The sequence below is a fragment of the Brevibacterium sp. BDJS002 genome (assembly GCF_028201555.1).
GTDB lineage: Bacteria > Actinomycetota > Actinomycetes > Actinomycetales > Brevibacteriaceae > Brevibacterium > Brevibacterium aurantiacum.
Genome location: NZ_CP116392.1, coordinates 4,195,660 through 4,212,116, shown reverse-complemented (window position 1 = coordinate 4,212,116; position 16,457 = coordinate 4,195,660). Strand labels below are relative to the sequence as shown.

The 16,457-nt window shown below is 57.5% G+C and carries 13 protein-coding genes; 8 read left to right on the top strand and 5 right to left on the bottom strand.

The window, feature by feature from the left end; translation table 11 throughout:
* The first annotated feature begins 415 nt into the window (after positions 1-415).
* The 8 genes from rpmH to PGC08_RS19330 all read left to right on the top strand — a co-directional run bounded on the left by rpmH (position 416) and on the right by PGC08_RS19330 (position 6,457).
* Complete coding sequence (rpmH, locus tag PGC08_RS19365) at positions 416-553, top strand: 50S ribosomal protein L34 (protein WP_009882743.1); 138 nt, start codon at positions 416-418, stop codon at positions 551-553.
* Positions 554-555: 2 nt separating this feature from the next.
* The gene (gene rnpA / locus PGC08_RS19360; protein WP_009882744.1) at positions 556-921 is read left to right on the top strand and encodes a ribonuclease P protein component; all 366 of its coding nucleotides are present in this window, start codon (positions 556-558) and stop codon (positions 919-921) included.
* Between the two features lie 82 nt (positions 922-1,003).
* A complete protein-coding gene (gene yidD / locus PGC08_RS19355; RefSeq protein WP_226823932.1) occupies positions 1,004-1,258 on the top strand; it encodes a membrane protein insertion efficiency factor YidD in 255 nt (84 codons plus the stop codon).
* A gap of 172 nt (positions 1,259-1,430) precedes the next feature.
* Positions 1,431-2,390 (top strand): membrane protein insertase YidC, encoded by a 960-nt coding sequence (gene yidC / locus PGC08_RS19350; protein WP_271709201.1) that lies wholly within the window; start codon positions 1,431-1,433, stop codon positions 2,388-2,390.
* A 9-nt stretch (positions 2,391-2,399) separates the two neighbouring features.
* Positions 2,400-2,981, top strand: a complete 582-nt coding sequence (locus tag PGC08_RS19345) for a Jag family protein (protein WP_271709200.1) — start codon at positions 2,400-2,402, stop codon at positions 2,979-2,981.
* Positions 2,974-3,612 carry a 16S rRNA (guanine(527)-N(7))-methyltransferase RsmG gene (gene rsmG, locus PGC08_RS19340; RefSeq protein ID WP_271709199.1) on the top strand — a complete coding sequence of 213 codons (639 nt, stop codon included), beginning with the start codon at positions 2,974-2,976 and terminating at the stop codon, positions 3,610-3,612. Before PGC08_RS19345 ends, rsmG begins: the two co-directional genes overlap by 8 nt.
* A gap of 66 nt (positions 3,613-3,678) precedes the next feature.
* Positions 3,679-4,575: a ParA family protein gene (locus PGC08_RS19335; RefSeq protein ID WP_009882749.1), complete on the top strand. Its 897-nt coding sequence runs from the start codon at positions 3,679-3,681 to the stop codon at positions 4,573-4,575.
* A gap of 16 nt (positions 4,576-4,591) precedes the next feature.
* Complete coding sequence (locus PGC08_RS19330) at positions 4,592-6,457, top strand: ParB/RepB/Spo0J family partition protein (RefSeq protein ID WP_271709198.1); 1,866 nt, start codon at positions 4,592-4,594, stop codon at positions 6,455-6,457.
* A gap of 2,901 nt (positions 6,458-9,358) precedes the next feature.
* On the opposite strand, the gene PGC08_RS19325 is transcribed toward PGC08_RS19330, so the two are convergent.
* The 5 genes from PGC08_RS19325 to murJ form a co-directional block, all read right to left on the bottom strand.
* A complete protein-coding gene (locus tag PGC08_RS19325) occupies positions 9,359-10,501 on the bottom strand; it encodes an N-acetylmuramoyl-L-alanine amidase (RefSeq protein WP_081448544.1) in 1,143 nt (380 codons plus the stop codon).
* Between the two features lie 96 nt (positions 10,502-10,597).
* Positions 10,598-10,915, bottom strand: coding sequence for a thioredoxin (gene trxA / locus PGC08_RS19320; protein ID WP_009882752.1), 318 nt, complete (start codon positions 10,913-10,915; stop codon positions 10,598-10,600).
* Positions 10,916-11,057: 142 nt separating this feature from the next.
* Complete coding sequence (gene trxB / locus PGC08_RS19315) at positions 11,058-12,053, bottom strand: thioredoxin-disulfide reductase (protein WP_096146171.1); 996 nt, start codon at positions 12,051-12,053, stop codon at positions 11,058-11,060.
* 190 nt (positions 12,054-12,243) lie between these two features.
* A complete protein-coding gene (locus PGC08_RS19310) occupies positions 12,244-14,829 on the bottom strand; it encodes a virulence factor MviN (protein WP_271709197.1) in 2,586 nt (861 codons plus the stop codon).
* 25 nt (positions 14,830-14,854) lie between these two features.
* Positions 14,855-16,429, bottom strand: coding sequence for a murein biosynthesis integral membrane protein MurJ (murJ, locus tag PGC08_RS19305; protein WP_240513661.1), 1,575 nt, complete (start codon positions 16,427-16,429; stop codon positions 14,855-14,857).
* Between the last annotated feature and the right edge of the window lie 28 nt (positions 16,430-16,457).

Sequence of the window (16,457 nt, the reverse complement as noted above, 5' to 3'; positions counted from 1 at the left end):
CGTCAATCTTCCTCCGTTTTCGTCGTTTGTTCTTGGCACGGTCCACACCTGTGTATGACTTCCACATAGTTTTCCACAGTTTGTGGAGAACTGACGAGTCTGCCCAGTAATCCTCCACACTGGTGGATAACCATGTGGAAAACTACACGCTTGTTACTTGTGGACGGGTGAAGATGTGCAGGGAATGAATTTCGGCAAACAGGTCGCGACAGTGACGTGAAACATTGCCATCGAGTTTGACCAGCAACTTTGACCTTCGCTAAGATGGAGTGTCCTGTGTACCGGGCTTCATCCGATTATCTTGAATATCTTTTGGCTCTTATGCACAGGAGTGCTCGGCGGTCGAGACTCGTACCGCCGTTTTTTGTGAGAACGCATTGTCGTTCGACCGCAACCTAGAAATCGGAGACTTGAAGTGAGTAAGCGTACTTTCCAGCCCAATAACCGCAAGCGCGCCAAGAAGCACGGCTTCCGTCTGCGCATGCGCACCCGTGCCGGCCGTTCGATCCTGGCCGCACGTCGTCGTAAGGGACGTGCCGAAGTTTCGGCATAAGTGTGATCACCGCGGCTCACCGGATCCGCAGCGGAGACGACTTCAGAAGAGTCTTCAAAGCTGGCGTCCGTGTGCGCTCGGCCCATTTGATGGCACACAGCCTGATTGATACTGATGATTCCCACGCTGCACGCGTGGGTTTCATCGTATCCAAGGCCGTTGGAAACGCCGTTGTTCGGAACCGAGTGAAACGTCGTCTTCGAGAGATCATGCGGGTCCGACTCGACACCCTGGACTCTGGCGCGCTGTTCGTCATCAGAGCGTTGCCCCAAGCAGCCGACGCAGAATTTGCAGAGCTCGAGTCCGAAGTCACGATGCTGATGGACAAGGCGCAGAAGAAGCTCGAGAGCCGTGGACGCCGAACATGATCTGAAGCACCCGTCGGAGGTGCCCCGCAGGCCAGCCGGATTCTGGCCCACCGCGTGGTGGCTGATCCGGATCGGACCGCGCATGCCCTTCGTGTGGTTCATCAGGGCCTATCGAACCGTGGTGTCTCCGATGTACGGGCAAGTCTGCCGGTATTATCCCAGCTGCTCGATGTACGGCTTGGAAGCGTTCGAGATACACGGAGTTCTCAAGGGAATGGTGTTAACTGGGTGGCGAATACTGCGATGCAATCCCTTTTCCCACGGCGGGGTGGACCATGTTCCCGGTTCAGCGCGCCAGGCCCGCTCAGTCTCCATGCACAACGATGAGGGCCACTGACAATACTTGACGTGTGTGCGACAGATGTTCAGCGCATCTGGCCACCGCGAGCTGCTTGGGGCCAAGGCCTCCGGCACGTGCGAAAACAGGACGATGAGTTCTGTGTCGCGAAGACCTGCGAACAATGGCAAAATGAACGATCGTGAAGATTCGTTGTAACGAGGAGTACTGAATGGACTGGATGGACAAGCTGCTCTACCCGCTGCAGTGGGTAGTTGCTTGGATCCTCGCGATCTTCCACGAGATCTTCACGGCGATCGGCCTGCCGGCCGCCAACGGTTGGACCTGGGTGCTGTCGATCGCGGGACTGACTCTCGTGATTCGTGCGGTCCTGATTCCGCTGTTCGTCTATCAGATCAAATCTCAGCGCAAGATGCAGCTGCTGCAGCCTGAGATTCAGCGCCTGCAGGCTAAGTACAAGGGCAAGAAGGACCAGTACTCGCGTCAGGCCATGGCCGAAGAGCAGATGAGCCTGTTCCGCGACAACAAGACGAGCCCGTGGGCCTCGTGTCTGCCGCTCCTCGTGCAGATGCCGATCTTCTTCTCCCTGTTCCGCGTCATCAGCAACATGCCCGATGTAGCGTCGGGAAAAATCAACGCAATCGGTGGATTCACTCAGGAGCTTGCGATTCAGGCGGAACAGTCGTCTGTCTTCGGAATTTCGCTGTCTGCGGTCTTCACTGACCCGGGTCTCGCCGTCAAGTTCCTCACTGGCGTCCTTATCGTCATCATGGCGGCGACCATGTTCATCACGCAGAAGCAGATGATGGCGAAGAACATGTCGGAGTCCGCCATGGCGAACCCGATGATGCAGTCGCAGAAGATGCTCCTCTACGTGATGCCCTTGGTCTTCGGCATCGGCGGCATCTACTTCCCGCTCGGCGTTCTCTTCTACTGGCTCGTCTCGAACAGCTGGACGATGTGCCAGCAGCACGTGGTCATCCGCAATATGCCAGCCCCCGGCTCCAAAGCCGAGAAGGAGATGCTGGAGCGCAAGGCTCGCAAGGGCAAGCCCGTTCAGCAGCCTGAGGTCAAGGGCGGCACCGACACTGCTGTTGAGCAGACCCCGAACCAGAGTCGTCAGCGGCAGCAGCCGGTGAGCAAGAACCGCAAGAAGAACAAGAAGCGCTGAGGAAGAACCATGAGTGAAGAGAATGTCGACACGACTGTTGATGCGACCGTCGATGAGACTGCCGACGCAGGTGCTGCGGAGAACGGCACCGAAAAAGATGCGAAGCCGACAAGAGCCGAGCTCCTCGAAGAAGAGGGAGAGATCGCAGCGGACTACCTCGAGGAACTGATGGACCTTGCCGACATCGATGGTGACATCGACATCGATGTCGGAGACGGACGCGCACAACTGTCGATCGTCTGCGAAGACGACGATGATTCTAACCTGCGCACGTTAGTCGGCCGAGACGGCAAAACCCTCGGTGCACTCCAGGAACTGAGCCGGTTGGCAGTCCAGACCAGCACCGGTCAGCGATCCTGGCTGATGCTCGACATCGACGGCTTCCGCAACAACCGTCGCGACGAGCTCATCAAACAGGCGAAGCGCGCAATCGAAGACGTCAAAGAATCGGGCAATGAATTTGCTTTTAAACCGATGAACAGCTTTGAGCGCAAGATCATCCACGATCAGGTCGCTCAGGCCGGTTTGGTTTCGGAATCCGAAGGTGAGGGTGACGGTCGGCATGTACTCGTCCGTCCTGCCCATGACTGACATTTCCGGTCTCGAGATTCCCCCGGCAGGTACCGAAGAATTCTTCGGGGCCGCCTACCCCGCAGTAACCCGGTATGCGCAGCATCTGGCAACCACCGGAATCGAATGGGGACTGATCGGCCCCCGCGAGATCGACCGGCTCTGGACCAGGCACATCCTCAACTGTGCTGTTGTGGCTGAGTTCATCGATGACAGTGATGTCGTCGGCGACGTCGGCAGTGGCGCTGGGCTGCCAGGAATTCCGATAGCACTGCTTCGTCCTGAATCGCAGGTGGTCCTCATCGAACCGATGGAGCGGCGGGTCGAATGGCTGAAGATGGTCGTCGATGATCTTCAACTGGACAACGTTCGTATCGTCCGAGCCCGCGTCGAGGATCTCGTTGACGAGGAGATGTTCACCGTTGTGACATCGAGGGCGGTCAAGGCGATGACGACTCTCATCGAATGGACTCATGAAGTGATGGGCCCTGATGGACGGATCCTCGCGCTCAAAGGTGCTTCCGTCGAGGCTGAGCTGGCGAAGACGAAGAAGCTGCTGAAGCGATACCGACTGTCTCAGCCGAAGATTCACATCGTCGACGGCGGAATCCTCGAAGTGCCTAGCCGTGTCGTCGAGATAGTCAAGAAATAGTACGAAGTAGATTTGGTCTAGGCTGAGTATAGCTTTGTGAAACCAATGGATGATGGAGTGCGCCGAATGCCGATCATGGACGAGTCGTCTCCCATAGGTGCTGCAATCGCGCGCGACAATCGACGCGCTGATCGACTGTCCCAGGCGAGTTTTCCACGACCAGACTCTACTCGGGTCTTCACCATCGCCAACCAGAAGGGCGGCGTCGGGAAGACCACCACAGCAGTGAATATCGCTGCTGCGTTGGCGAATCAGAACCTCAATGTTCTGCTCATCGACATCGACCCGCAGGGCAACGCAAGTACAGCTCTGGGCATCGACCACTATTCCGAGGTCACCAGCATCTACGATGTCATCATCGACGACGTGCCGATGCGGGACGCGGTTGCGCAGTGCCCGGACTTCGACACACTCAAATGCGTGCCGGCGACGATTGACTTGGCCGGCGCAGAGATCGAGCTTGTTTCGTTGGTTGCCCGGGAACAGCGCCTGCAGAGGTCATTGGGCGTCTACCTCGACGAGGAGGCTGCAGCGGGAAATCGAGTCGACTACGTCATCGTTGATTGCCCGCCGAGCCTGGGGCTCCTGACAGTCAACGCATTCGTTGCTGCCAGGGAAGTCCTCATCCCGATCCAGTGTGAGTACTATGCGCTCGAGGGACTGAGCCAGCTGTTGAAGAACATCCAGCTGATCCAGAAACATCTGAACCCCAAACTGTCGATCACGACGATCCTGCTGACGATGTACGACGGCCGAACAAACCTCAGCGCTCAGGTCGCGGACGATGTCCGCACCCATTTCCCTGAGCAGGTCCTGTCTTCGGCGATTCCACGCTCGGTACGGATCTCTGAAGCTCCGAGCTACGGTCAGACTGTCATTTCCTATGACCCCCATTCCAGTGGCGCTTTGTCCTACCGCGAAGCAGCCGAAGAAATCGCACAACGAGGAGTAAATCGTGGCTGAACGCAGGAAGCGTGGATTGGGCCGTGGACTGGGTGCTTTGATCCCGGATGCGGCGTCGAGCGATCGCCCAGTCGACGTGTTCTTCTCCGGCGGCGAGCCTGACGAGGGTAAGCAGGGCACAGAGGAACAGAAGGCAGCTCGGGCCGCTCGCACAGATCCCGCGGCCTCTATGCAGTCCTCTCGTCGCCGGAAGCCCAAAGCCGGAGCCACCACAATCTCGTCGACGGCCAAGACGGCTAAGAAGGAGACTACATCTGCGAAGCCTTCTTCCGCGAAGAGCACCTCAACATCCAAATCTTCAACGGCGAAGACCACCCCAGCGAAGAGCACTGCTGCCAACAGTGCAGCGAAGGACACTCCGGCCAAGTCCGCCTCCACGACTTCGACGAACGCGAAGAAGTCCGCTTCCTCGGCTAAGGCTCCCACGGCAAAAGACGCAACGGGTGCAGCTTCGAAGCGCACCACAACGGGGGCTAAGACATCTGCGAGTAAGACGTCCGGTACCAAGACCTCTGGAACACCTGCGAAGGCAGCGAACAACGGTTCGGCAGCCTCTACATCCAGCGAGAAGATGTCGTCTGGCGTGAAGAGTTCCAGTACGAAGGAAGCAGCTTCGGCGGCGTCGTCTCCGGAATTAGATAACGTGCGATCGACATCTTCAGTCGAGACTTCACAGGCCCAGGAGTATGACACCAGCTATAAAGCCGCGGCACCGGTGTTTGAGACTGCGGAGCCCGATGTTGAGGCAAACTCCAGCGGTATGACGAACGAGACTGTCGATTCGGAGACGTCTCACCCGGATGACGAAGTTTCCGAGACTCACCCCGGGGTATACCGGTCGGGTCACGAAAGATTCGATGAGGCGCGTGAAGAAAGCAGCGGCTTCAATACTCAAACTACAGATGAAGTAGATGCGACGTCGTCCACGCTTCAATCTGTTGACAACTCAGCTGTGAACGACTCGGCCACGGATGTCTCGGGCGCCGCGGATCATGGTAGCCAGGATAGTGAACAAGTAGTCACAGAGAGCTCCAGTGACTCCGGTATCGAGACCCCTGGTGTAGATTCGATTCCCGATACAGAGTTCGGCGAGATCGACGTCGACCTGATTGATGCCAATCCTCGTCAGCCTCGTACATTCTTTGATGAAGACCAACTCAGCGAGCTCGTCCACAGCATTCGCGAGATTGGTGTGCTCCAGCCTGTGGTCGTTCGGCAGAAGCCCGGAGATTCAGAGCGCTTCGAACTCATTATGGGTGAGCGGCGTCTGCGGGCGACCAAGGATGCTGGCCTCTCCGCTATTCCAGCGATCATTCGGTATGTCGACGACACCGATCTGCTGCGAGATGCGCTCCTCGAGAACTTGCATCGCGCAGAACTCAATCCATTGGAAGAGGCTGCTGCATACGGTCAGCTGCTCGAGGACTTCGGTTGTACACAGGAGGAGCTCTCCGAGAGAATCGGTCGCTCACGCCCTCAGATTTCCAACACACTGCGGCTGCTCCGCCTGCCGCCTCTCGTTCAGCGACGGGTTGCGGCCGGAGTTATTTCGGCGGGACATGCTCGTGCAATTCTCGGACTTCGGGAGCCAGAGCATATGGAAATTCTTGCTCAGCGCATCGTCGCAGAAGGACTCTCCGTCAGAGCTTCAGAAGAGGCAGTTGTCCTGTTGAACCGCGGTGATTCTATGAATGTTTCACGTGCAACGACGAAAGTGGCACCCCAGTTCATTGAAGTTGCCGAGAGGCTCGGGGATCGTCTGGACACAAAGGTCAACATCACCGTGGGTAAGAAGAAGGGGAAGTTGAGCGTCGAATTCGCGAACCAAGATGACCTTGACCGTATTCTTCTGCTGCTGGGTGTGGAGTCGCCGGCCGAATAGTTCTTCCCCAATTGGTTGAAGATGGGCGGGTGAGAAGGATTCTTCTCACCCGCCTTCTTTGTATTCATTTCGGTCTATGAGTCGTGCGACTCAGCTCGCTTGTATGAGCGAATGCGCGCGAATGACGGTAATGAACTGAAGGCCCCGGATATGGAGTGCCAGGTTATCGATCAGAAGCCTATGCTTATCCCCGATTAGTCTCAGACGGTTGAGCAAAGTCTACCGGCAGTTTGGCGAAGAAGACACTTGTTTCACGTGGAACACTTCGATTGACGAGGACAATTGATGCTGGCAAGAACAGGCGCGTTTGTGCCAGATTAGGGACCACACGATCTTTCGAGCCCAAACAACAGTCTATTATCGCGCTATTCGTTCTTAGCCTCCCCTCTTTATCGTTCCTGTGGCCGTCGTCCGATGGATCCCGAGGGTTGGGGAATGCGGCAGGTCCATCGGTTACAACCGCAGCATGGTCGGCGTCGCATTTCAACGTTCGGTAGGTCGCTCTTGCTATTGTGGTTATGGGTCAGTCCGAATTCCCATCGACAGGCCGTTTCACGTGAAACAGGAAAGACGTGGCGATGCCTAGCGTCGGCGCGACTAGAGCAATCCAACGCCGTTTGGCGAGTGGGCGTCGAAAAACACTGTGCGAGCGACTCCAGTTCTTAAGAATGGTCTAGTGGATCCATATCTCTGACGATTGTTGATACGTGATTGTCGAAATGCTGTCAGCCGAGAGCGTTAGAACCGGGCTCGCTATAGATGTTTCACGTGAAACGCTGTTCTTCTGTTTTGTTGAGTGCAATCATTTGGCACAGACATGCGGTAGGGACGCACACGTGGTCTATCTGGTCTTTCGGTAGTGTGACTAGGTACGGGTTAACCCTGCGAATGGACCAATCGAGAACATTCAGCTGCATATATTGGTACTAGGCGGAGGCCTAACTCCAACTGAATCAGCGTATACGTGTGAGAGTCTCTAATGATTCGGAGGCCAGCTTTAGGCCGGTCTTCCTAATGGTGTAAATGTTTCACGTGCAACATCAATTTCCAGTGGGATTGTCACGTTCGCATGATGCTCCTGTGTCTATTTGCGGCCGGTGCCTCATCTGAAGAAAAGGTCTCACCAACTTCGCCCTAGTTGTCTACCAGGGTCATTCTCTTTTCTCAGCGCAGAACGAGATTCGGCGCAGCAGCACTGCTTGAGAAATCCGCAGTGCCTGGTCCAATGCATATTGTTACTGAGGATCTGCATTACGCGTTCCTTCGGGATTACGATCCCTACTACCGATTCGAGTGAAGGACATGGGCCCGGAGCCCGATGTATGCGTTGTTTCACGTGGAACACATGGCTGTTCTTGCCCGTAGCCACCGGTGCTGAATCGCCCTAGATCGTCTCGGAAGTCGTCGAAAGCGATTGTTTGATTGCTATGTAGCTACGATTGTCCGCGGCGCGTTGACTGACAGTTCATGTACTTGAGGCGTTATGTTTCACGTGGAACAAGCCGATTCGAGTAAGCCGGCCTCTACGTATTCTCCACTCAAACTTGAGTTTGTTGTCTTAGAGGCTGACTGCAACATGGTCAGAATGTTCGCACAGTCACCGCGTGCGACATGCGGACTTTCGATATTCGTGACTGGATACCACTTAGACCTGGTCCATTCAATACTTACGTTTCACGTGAAACGCTGTTATACATGTGGCTCCTCGGCCTTTTACAGGAACCCTTCTTCGCGAGTTGGAACGATTTCGTATGCACTGTGCTCGTACCGCCGGTGGCTTGCCGGCATCGGCAATCGGTGACGCCCACCGCGAGACCGATTTCAATGCTAGTAGCGGGGACTCGTGTCGATTCGTGGAGGTATATGGGTGCCATTTGAGGCATTGTCATTTACATTCGAGATTGTTTCACGTGGAACATTGCCCACTCATCGTTTTGGCACTGGTGCGGCTAGAAGCGGAAGCAGGAGGCCGTCGTTTGATCGCCACTACCCCTTTTCCGTTTTGGGAACGCCCGTGAATGGGGGGTGTTGAAGGCAACTGCCTGGGGCAGCGGTACTATCGCAGCTTCGTTTTTCCGGGAACGCTGTATTCTCGGCCGTTGTAACGAAGCTACGCGTCGCGTTTCACGTGAAACGATTACCAACCAGGCGTATCGCTCTTACCATGTTGGGCAGATAGGCGATTTGGTGTTCAAGTAGTTAATACGTGTCCGGTGTGATTGAGCTACCGAAGACTGTGCCCCTATGGCATCTGCGCAGCGATATCCTTTTTGTGACTGCGGGGTGGCTCTGTGGGATTCATAGCCATCGTGTAAACCCGCGAACTGGTAACTCTTGGGCGCCGTCGAATCGCCCGGGTTTGGCCATCTTTCTACCAGGCACACGTTTCACGTGAAACTATGCGATCGAGTTTCGGTTAGGTGTAAGTGAATCAGCGGCTATGAAGTATTGACTTCTGTTGGTGTTCGTCTCAAGACCGGTATGTCCACAATGATGTCGTATAGCATATCGATCTGCAGCGCATGCCGTGTGGCAGTGTGATTTGACGGGTTCGGACGAGTGCAGCCGCGCTGTGCGATTCCTAGCGTGTCTTATCGATTCGTGAGTACGTGATGATTTCTACCTACTGACTAGCAACTGGCTGATTCGACGTCGTGTACGACCTGTCAGCACACCTCTTATCTAGAGTGCAGTGTGGTCACAGATCGTAGTTTGACGTGCGTAATGCGCTCTACTGTGCGGTCTACCCGCTAGAGGTCTACTTGGTGTGCGGAACAGGTTAATCACTCAATGTTGCAATCGCGTCCGCTTAGTACCTGTATGCAGGGGCGTATCTACAAACTGAACTGGAATCTACAGTTCACTGTCGTGTTTCACGTGAAACACGACAGTGGGTGGGTTTCAGCTGTACGCCTTGATCTCCGCGAGGCTCAAGGTGCCCGTCTCAGGGTCAGAGTCCTCTCGCACGTAGAGTCTCTGCAGCCCGGCCGCGATGCCGTCTGCGATCGCGTCTCGCACGTTGGGGTCCTCAAGATTCTCGAGATCCTGCATATTGGTGAGGTAACCAGAGACCACATGTACCTTCGGCGTTCGCAGCCTTGTCAAGGAAGACCACGTGCGGGCGTGGGTTCTGCAGTCCTTCATCCCGGTTCGTGCAGTGAGCTCGCTCTGTATAAGTTCTGCCAGGCGTGCACCGGTTGGAGAGTTGATATCGGAATGGGTCTCGTGCCCGAAGAAGAAGGTCGCGATTCCGTTTGCGTCTTTTGATTTGTTGACGTCAGCAGTAACAGTTACGACAGCAGATGCGCCAAGTTGGTCAGCTGTGTTGACTTCGACGGCGTCTCCGTCGAGAACAATGGCGCCAGCTCCCACCGCTTCAAGACGTCCAGCAAGGCGGGTTGCTATATCAGTAGTAATCCGACGCTCGGTCTCCGCTTGTTCTGACGTCATCGGAAGAGTCACGAAATCTACAACTGTAGTTGCAGCTTCGATGACGAAGGTTCGTCCCGCAAGGGAAGTTCCGGATGCTGCCACGCGAGCTCGTTCCTCGAGCGCGAAGAGATTGCCGGTGTCTTGTTTGCGATCGATCGCATCGAGTCCACGTAAGGTCTGTGGACCTGCTATCCCATCAACCTTGGTCCCGAGACTCATCTGCAGCTCTTTGACAGCAGCGTCCGTGACTGCGGAGTATTCGGCATCCATGCGGCCTGCGTAGAACCCGAGTCCGGCAAGGGTCCGCTGGAGTCTCAGTACATCATCGCCGGTAAGGACTCTGACGGGGTCATAGCGGAGCACACGGTCGCCCAGCTGATATCTGGCGCGCTCGAGCTCTGTAAACGTCTCTTTGCCCATCACACCGTCGCAGAGGATTCCACGCACTTGCTGGAACTGCCTGACTCCAAGCTCAAATGCGCGATCGAATTCGTCAGAATCGGTGTCACCGACATTGAGCCCCAAACGAGCCATCTGAGATTTGATGTTGGGCAACACCTCAGAGCTGGTCCCGCGTGAAAACTGCGGGTGCGGGTTGTGAGTCAATGCCATGCCAATCTGCTGTGCGAAGTTCTGAACGTGTTCCTGTCTGCCATCTGGATAGACCTAAGGCGCCTGTTGATCGTACAACAGCGCCTTAGAACATGATCAGATGAAGTCGGAGAGCTCATCCTCAAGCGCCGGCTTAGGCCGGGCACCGATGATGGTCTTGGCTACCTCACCATCCTTGAAGACGTAGAGGGCAGGAATCGAGGTGATTCCATACTTGCTCGCGGTCTCAAGGTTCTCGTCTGTGTTGACCTTGACCACGTTGAGCTTCTCTGTGTTCTCTTCAGCGATTTGATCAACGATGGGGCTGACCATACGGCAAGGGCCGCACCAGGGAGCCCAGAAATCCACCAGGACTGGCTTGTCGGACTTCAATACGGTCTCTTCGAACGTGGCGTCAGTGACTTCTGTCGACATGACCAACCTTTCTCTCAATGATGTTCAATAGCAGAAACAGCCGTTGCGTGGGATTCATTCCCCGAGGCGATGTTCCGGCTGAGAAGCTGCAGACGCAGTATGTGCCAACTCGCCCTCATCTACGCCCAGTGGAGTGGGTATATCAGGAAGCGACTGGTGCCGCGGCCTCGGAGACCTCAGTGGTGACAGCCTCGGCCTGCTTTGCTACTGCTTCAAGATCGGCAAGGTAGTGCTCAGCGTCAAGCGCTGCCGAACAACCCGATCCTGCAGCGGTGATCGCCTGCCTGTACACCGAGTCGATGACGTCGCCGGCAGCAAAGACACCTTCGATCGCGGTCTTGGAGGTTCGTCCTTCGACATTGAGATAGCCGTCGGGACGCAGCGAGAGCTGATCTCCGAAGAGGCTGGTGCGAGGGTCCGAGCCGATGGCCACAAACATGCCCGTGACGGGCAGTTCGGAAGTCTCGCCCGTGACGGTGTTGCGGACAGTGAGTCCAGTGAGCGAATCTTCGCCGTGGATCTCAGCCACTTCACTGTCGAGGAGGTACTCAAGCTTCTCATCGGCTGCCGCTCGGTCCTGCATCGCCTGCGAAGCTCGAAGCTCCTGACGGCGGTGGATCAGCGTCACCTTGGATGCGAAACGGGTGAGGAACGTTGCCTCTTCGAGGGCGGAGTCGCCGCCGCCGATAACGGCGATGTGCTGGTCCCGGAAGAAGAAGCCGTCGCAGGTTGCGCACCAGCTGACACCGTGACCGGAAAGCTTCTTCTCATTCGGAAGGTTGAGCTCGCGGTACGCCGAGCCGGTTGCAAGAATGACGGCCTGCGCCGTGTACCGGGCACCGAGCGCCGTCTCGATCTGATGAGCTCCGGGTTCAAGCTTGAGGCTCGCGACATCGTCGTAGATGACCTCGGCGCCGAACTTCTCAGCCTGCTCGCGCATGCTCTCCATGAGCTCCGGACCCTGCACACCAGCGGGGAATCCTGGGTAGTTCTCGACGTCGGTGGTGTTCATGAGTTCACCACCGGCTGTCACAGAACCCGCAATGACTACGGGCGAAAGATTCGCACGAGCCGCGTAGACGGCCGCGGTGTATCCGGCCGGACCCGACCCGATGATCACCAATTGTGTATCAGTCATGTGAAAATTCCCTGTTTCTGCTCGCTGTGTTCTCAGTGCCCCGCTCGACGGCGGCACGGAATGCCTATCGTACTTGTAACGGTACGGCGGTTGCGACTATTCCGCACCTGCTGATGAGGGCAGCGGGTGGCTTTCTGCGCCGCTGGCGTCTGATTTGCGAAGTTGAGGAACAGCCGTCTGTCTATGATTCTTACTTGATGTCGACGGTGTTGACGATGGCGCGGAATCCGCCCTCGTCCTGGGGCAGCTCGGTGACCCAGAGAATCAGGTTGTCGGTTTCGACGTCATCATCGAGTTTGATCGTGACGCCATCCGAGTCGAACTCCCCTTCGCCCACCTTCTTTGCATCCTCAGGGTCGGAACCATCGCGAATCTCGAAGGTTCCCCCCGAGTTCGAAGACTTGACCTTGACCTCTTTCACCGTGGTCTTGTCTTCGAGTTCGAACAGCAGACCGACGCCGGACTTCAGGTTGCCGAAGGACGCCGAGTTGTAGCGGTCGGTGCGCCAGGACCCGTCGGTGTTGGGAACGACATCCTGAGCCTGGTCGTCGTTCTCCTCATTGTCGCCTTCGGGATCCAAAGCTGTGACCTTATCGATCTTCGGAGGTTTGGCCTGAGGTTCCTCTGTCTTCTTGTCTTTGCCGTCATCCGTGTATGCCGGAGCCGAGGTTTCAGCGACTGGGTCGGGGTTCTCTTCGCCTGAGTTGAAGCTGAAGACGGCGATCGAGATGACGATGGCGGCGATGACCACCAGCGCGAGGACTAGCCAGGCGAATGGCCTTCGGGTGTTTTTAGGGTCCTCGTCCGAGCCGTCGCCGGTGTTCGTAGGCCCGCCTGGCGCTGCACCTGCACCGCCGGCCGCTGCACCCGCAGACCCTGCTGCTGCACTCCCTGCGCCAGACTTCTTCGCCGGTGCATCTGAGTTCGCTGTGCTGCTGCCGGTCGAGGCTCCTGCCGTTGCAGATTGCTTTTTGCCCGCGGACTGTTTCTTTCCTGCGGCCTGTTTTTTGCCTGCGGAACCGTCCGCTTTCGAACCGTCCGCTTTCGAAGCACCGGCAACCGCAGCTGCACCGGCGGCGCCGACAGCCGCCGCACCCGCGGCACCTGCAGCCCCTGCCTTGCCGGAGCGCGAGTTGTCGTCGGACTGCTTATCGGGCGAGACCGCGGGAACGGGAGCAGTCGTCCGAGCCGACTTGGTGTCTGAATCATCGACCGAATTGGGCGAGAGCCTGCGCACCTGCTTGGCCGGCGTGGAGGTGCTGGCCTCTTGCCGCTTACTTGCCGACGAGGCCTCGAGCGCGGCGATGCGCCGGCGGGCTTCGTCTTCCTTGGCCTTGGCGATGCGGCGTTCGCGTTCGTACTCGCGCAGCTGATGCTCGCGCTGCTGCTCATTGGTCTCGAACATCCCGCCCAGGAACCACGACCCGTCATCGTCTTCGTCCATGATGGCTCGAGTGTCGTTGTCGTCCCCGTCCATGATGACTCGGGTGTCGTTGTCGTCCTCGGCCTCTTCAACACTGTCCTCGGAGACGATGTCGAGTGCCTGAGTATCGGGATCCGAATCCTGAGCATCACGATTCATGATCGGAGAGGTCAGATTCTCGTCATACTCGTGATCGGCGTACGCGGAGTACTCCGAATAGGTCTGCTCCGGCTCCCATTCCTCCCAGTCCTGGGCGGCATTGTCGAGCTGGTCCTTGCCGATGGGGAAGCTGGATGCCTCACGCATCTGCATCCGATCCGCATACTGTCCCGTCGTCTTTCCGACGACTCCCACAGCCAGTCCGCGAGTTCCCGGACGGGTGATGCCGATGCGAACCAGAGCTGCCTTGACCTGGTCGTCGCTGGCGGTGTTCGCAGGGGCCGAACCGATCGATGTCGATCGTGGTGCGGGCAGACTCGTTGCCTCGTCGAAGCTGCGGGGTGACTGGTTGAAGACGCTGTCGTTGTCGAGCACCGGTGCACGGTTGACGTAGCGCAGCAGCTCGGCATCCCACTCATCCAGGTAACCCAGCACCTCTGCCACTGATCCCGGTCCCGGATCAGATCCGGTGAGGATTCCGCTGACGAAGTCATCGAGTTCATTGGAGATCTCGGGATTGAGAGCCTTGGCGCGTGCGATGCGGGAGTTCTCACGACCGGCGGCGGGGATCCCGTTGAATGCTTCCTCAGACGGCCAATAGCCGGTGATGGCGGCATAGAAGAGCCGAATGAGCCCCAGTGCATCCTCGCGTGAGGCCTTCGTCGGCGTATAGTCCTCGGGCGAAATGACCCCGGTGCCCAGAGCCAGGGCGGCATCGATGCCGATGCCGGAGACCAGAACGGTGCCCTTGGTCGTGATTCCCACCGTGTTCGGGCGCAGGAACATATGGAACAGGCCGCGTCGGGCGGCGGTGACGAGAACCGTCCCGATCTCGCCGATGAGAGCGCAGGCGGCATCGATGGGAAGCGGTGATTTGGGGAGGATCTCACTCAGTGGCGTGACGGCGATGCGTTTGGACACGACATAGTCGAGTCCGTTCGAATGGCCGACGTCCAAGGTCGGGGCAATGCGATGATCGCCGAGGATGGAGACCCGTCGCGCTGCCTCGAGCACATCCGTGGATCCATCGGCATCGGCGACGTGGATGAGCACAGGTTCATCGAGGATGGCATCGAGGGCTGTGCACACTGCCCCCGCTTGCGGTTTCTCCTCGAGCCAGCGACGGTCGACCGTTGATACGACGTAACGACCGGCAACTACCATGCCGGGTTCGATATCGATCAGGGTGACCACCTCCAGAGGGGCTTCAGTGCGCAGGCTATTTTCTTAGTTTTCCAGCAACGACGCCAATAATCGAATGCAACTCTCTGACTTTCAGCAAATAACATGCTCCCAGGAAGACAATGAGCATGAGTGTGCCGACGGCGGCGGTGGAGACGAAAGCCTGCCACTGGCCCGACAGAGCGAAGTCCGGGAAGAAGAAGAGAAGACCGTAACCGGCAATTCCGGCAATCAAGGCTGCTACCAAGAACTTCATATGGGCGGTCAGGATCCCGCGGAGATCAATGTCGCCGAGGCGTTTCTTCAAGAGCGTGAACGACAGGATCATGGCGAGGAGATAGCCCAGACTCATCGCCAGGCCGATGATGGCCACCGTGACCGAATTCGGGAAGATCGAGGCCGAGAGCACCAAAAGGGATTGGAAGATCACCTGTGGAAGTTGGATGAAGAACGGCGTCTTCGCATCCTCATAGGCGTAGAAGACCCTCTGTGCCAGGTAGTTGGCACTGAAGGGAATGAGCCCGAACACCATAGCGATGATGACGAGCCCAACTGCCATTGCCTGTTCGCGGCCGTCGCCGGCGATGATCATCGCCACGGGCGAGGCGAGGACGATGAGCGCTGCCACGGCGAAGGAGTTGATGAGGCCGACCATGCGCACACCCATGGAGAAGTCGCCGACGACCGCCTCGGTGTCCTTGTTTGCGGCATTCTTGCTCAACGAGGTGAACAGTGCCGTGGCCAGCGATACCGCGATGAGCGAGTGCGGGAGCATGAAGACGAGATAGCCGTAGGAATACGCGGCGTTTGAGGCATTGCCCTCACCCGGGACGGAGGCTCCGGCAGCGACGCGGGAGATGATGAGGAAGCCGATCTGTCCGATGAGCATGGCCGAGAAGGTCCAGAACGCCACCTTTCCTGCTGTGGCCAGACCGACCCCGCGGAAGCCGAAGGTCGGCTTGTACTTGAACCCGATGCGCTTGAGCGGCCAGATCAGGATGAGTGCCTGAGCGACGACTCCCAACGTGGCTGATCCCGCCAGGAGAGCGATCATGCCCGGATCCCAGGTGCTCAGCCCATGCGGAGACGCCTTGTCCGTGCCGAACATCAGGATGAAGACCAATAGACCCACGATGGCCACGACGTTGTTGAGCACAGGTGCCCACATGTACGGACCGAACGAGGACTTGGCGTTGAGTACCTGGCCCAGAAGCGTGTAGAGGCCGTAGAAGAACAGCTGCGGCAGGCACCAATAGGCGAACGCCGTCGCCAAGGCCATCTGATCCGGACCCCAGCCCGAGGAGTAGAGCCAGACGAGCAGCGGTGCGGCCAGGGTCGCGATGAGGCCGACCGCCGCCAGAATGAGGAACGCCAAGGTCAGCAGACGGTTTGTGTAGTCTTCGCCCCCGTCCTTCCTCTTCGACGCCCGAACGAGCTGCGGGACGAGGACGGCATTGACAACACCGCCAGCCAGCAGCATGTACAGGGTGTTGGGCACCTTGTTGGCGACATCGAAGGCGTCGGCCTGAACCGCGGTGACCCCGATCGCCATTGCGAGCAGCGACGCCTTGACTAAGCCCAAAATGCGCGAGGTCAGGGTACCTGCGGTCATAATGGCCGAGGATTTGGCCAATGATGAA

Excerpts from the sequence above, each read along its gene's own strand:
- murJ (WP_240513661.1), bottom strand. The coding sequence starts at position 16,429 with ATGACCGCAGGTACCCTGACCTCGCGCATTTTGGGCTTAGTCAAGGCG.
- PGC08_RS19345 (WP_271709200.1), top strand. The coding sequence starts at position 2,400 with ATGAGTGAAGAGAATGTCGACACGACTGTTGATGCGACCGTCGATGAG.
- yidC (WP_271709201.1), top strand. The coding sequence starts at position 1,431 with ATGGACTGGATGGACAAGCTGCTCTACCCGCTGCAGTGGGTAGTTGCT.
- PGC08_RS19325 (WP_081448544.1), bottom strand. The coding sequence starts at position 10,501 with ATGGCATTGACTCACAACCCGCACCCGCAGTTTTCACGCGGGACCAGC.
- PGC08_RS19335 (WP_009882749.1), top strand. The coding sequence starts at position 3,679 with ATGCCGATCATGGACGAGTCGTCTCCCATAGGTGCTGCAATCGCGCGC.
- trxA (WP_009882752.1), bottom strand. The coding sequence starts at position 10,915 with ATGTCGACAGAAGTCACTGACGCCACGTTCGAAGAGACCGTATTGAAG.
- trxB (WP_096146171.1), bottom strand. The coding sequence starts at position 12,053 with ATGACTGATACACAATTGGTGATCATCGGGTCGGGTCCGGCCGGATAC.
- rsmG (WP_271709199.1), top strand. The coding sequence starts at position 2,974 with ATGACTGACATTTCCGGTCTCGAGATTCCCCCGGCAGGTACCGAAGAA.
- yidD (WP_226823932.1), top strand. The coding sequence starts at position 1,004 with ATGCCCTTCGTGTGGTTCATCAGGGCCTATCGAACCGTGGTGTCTCCG.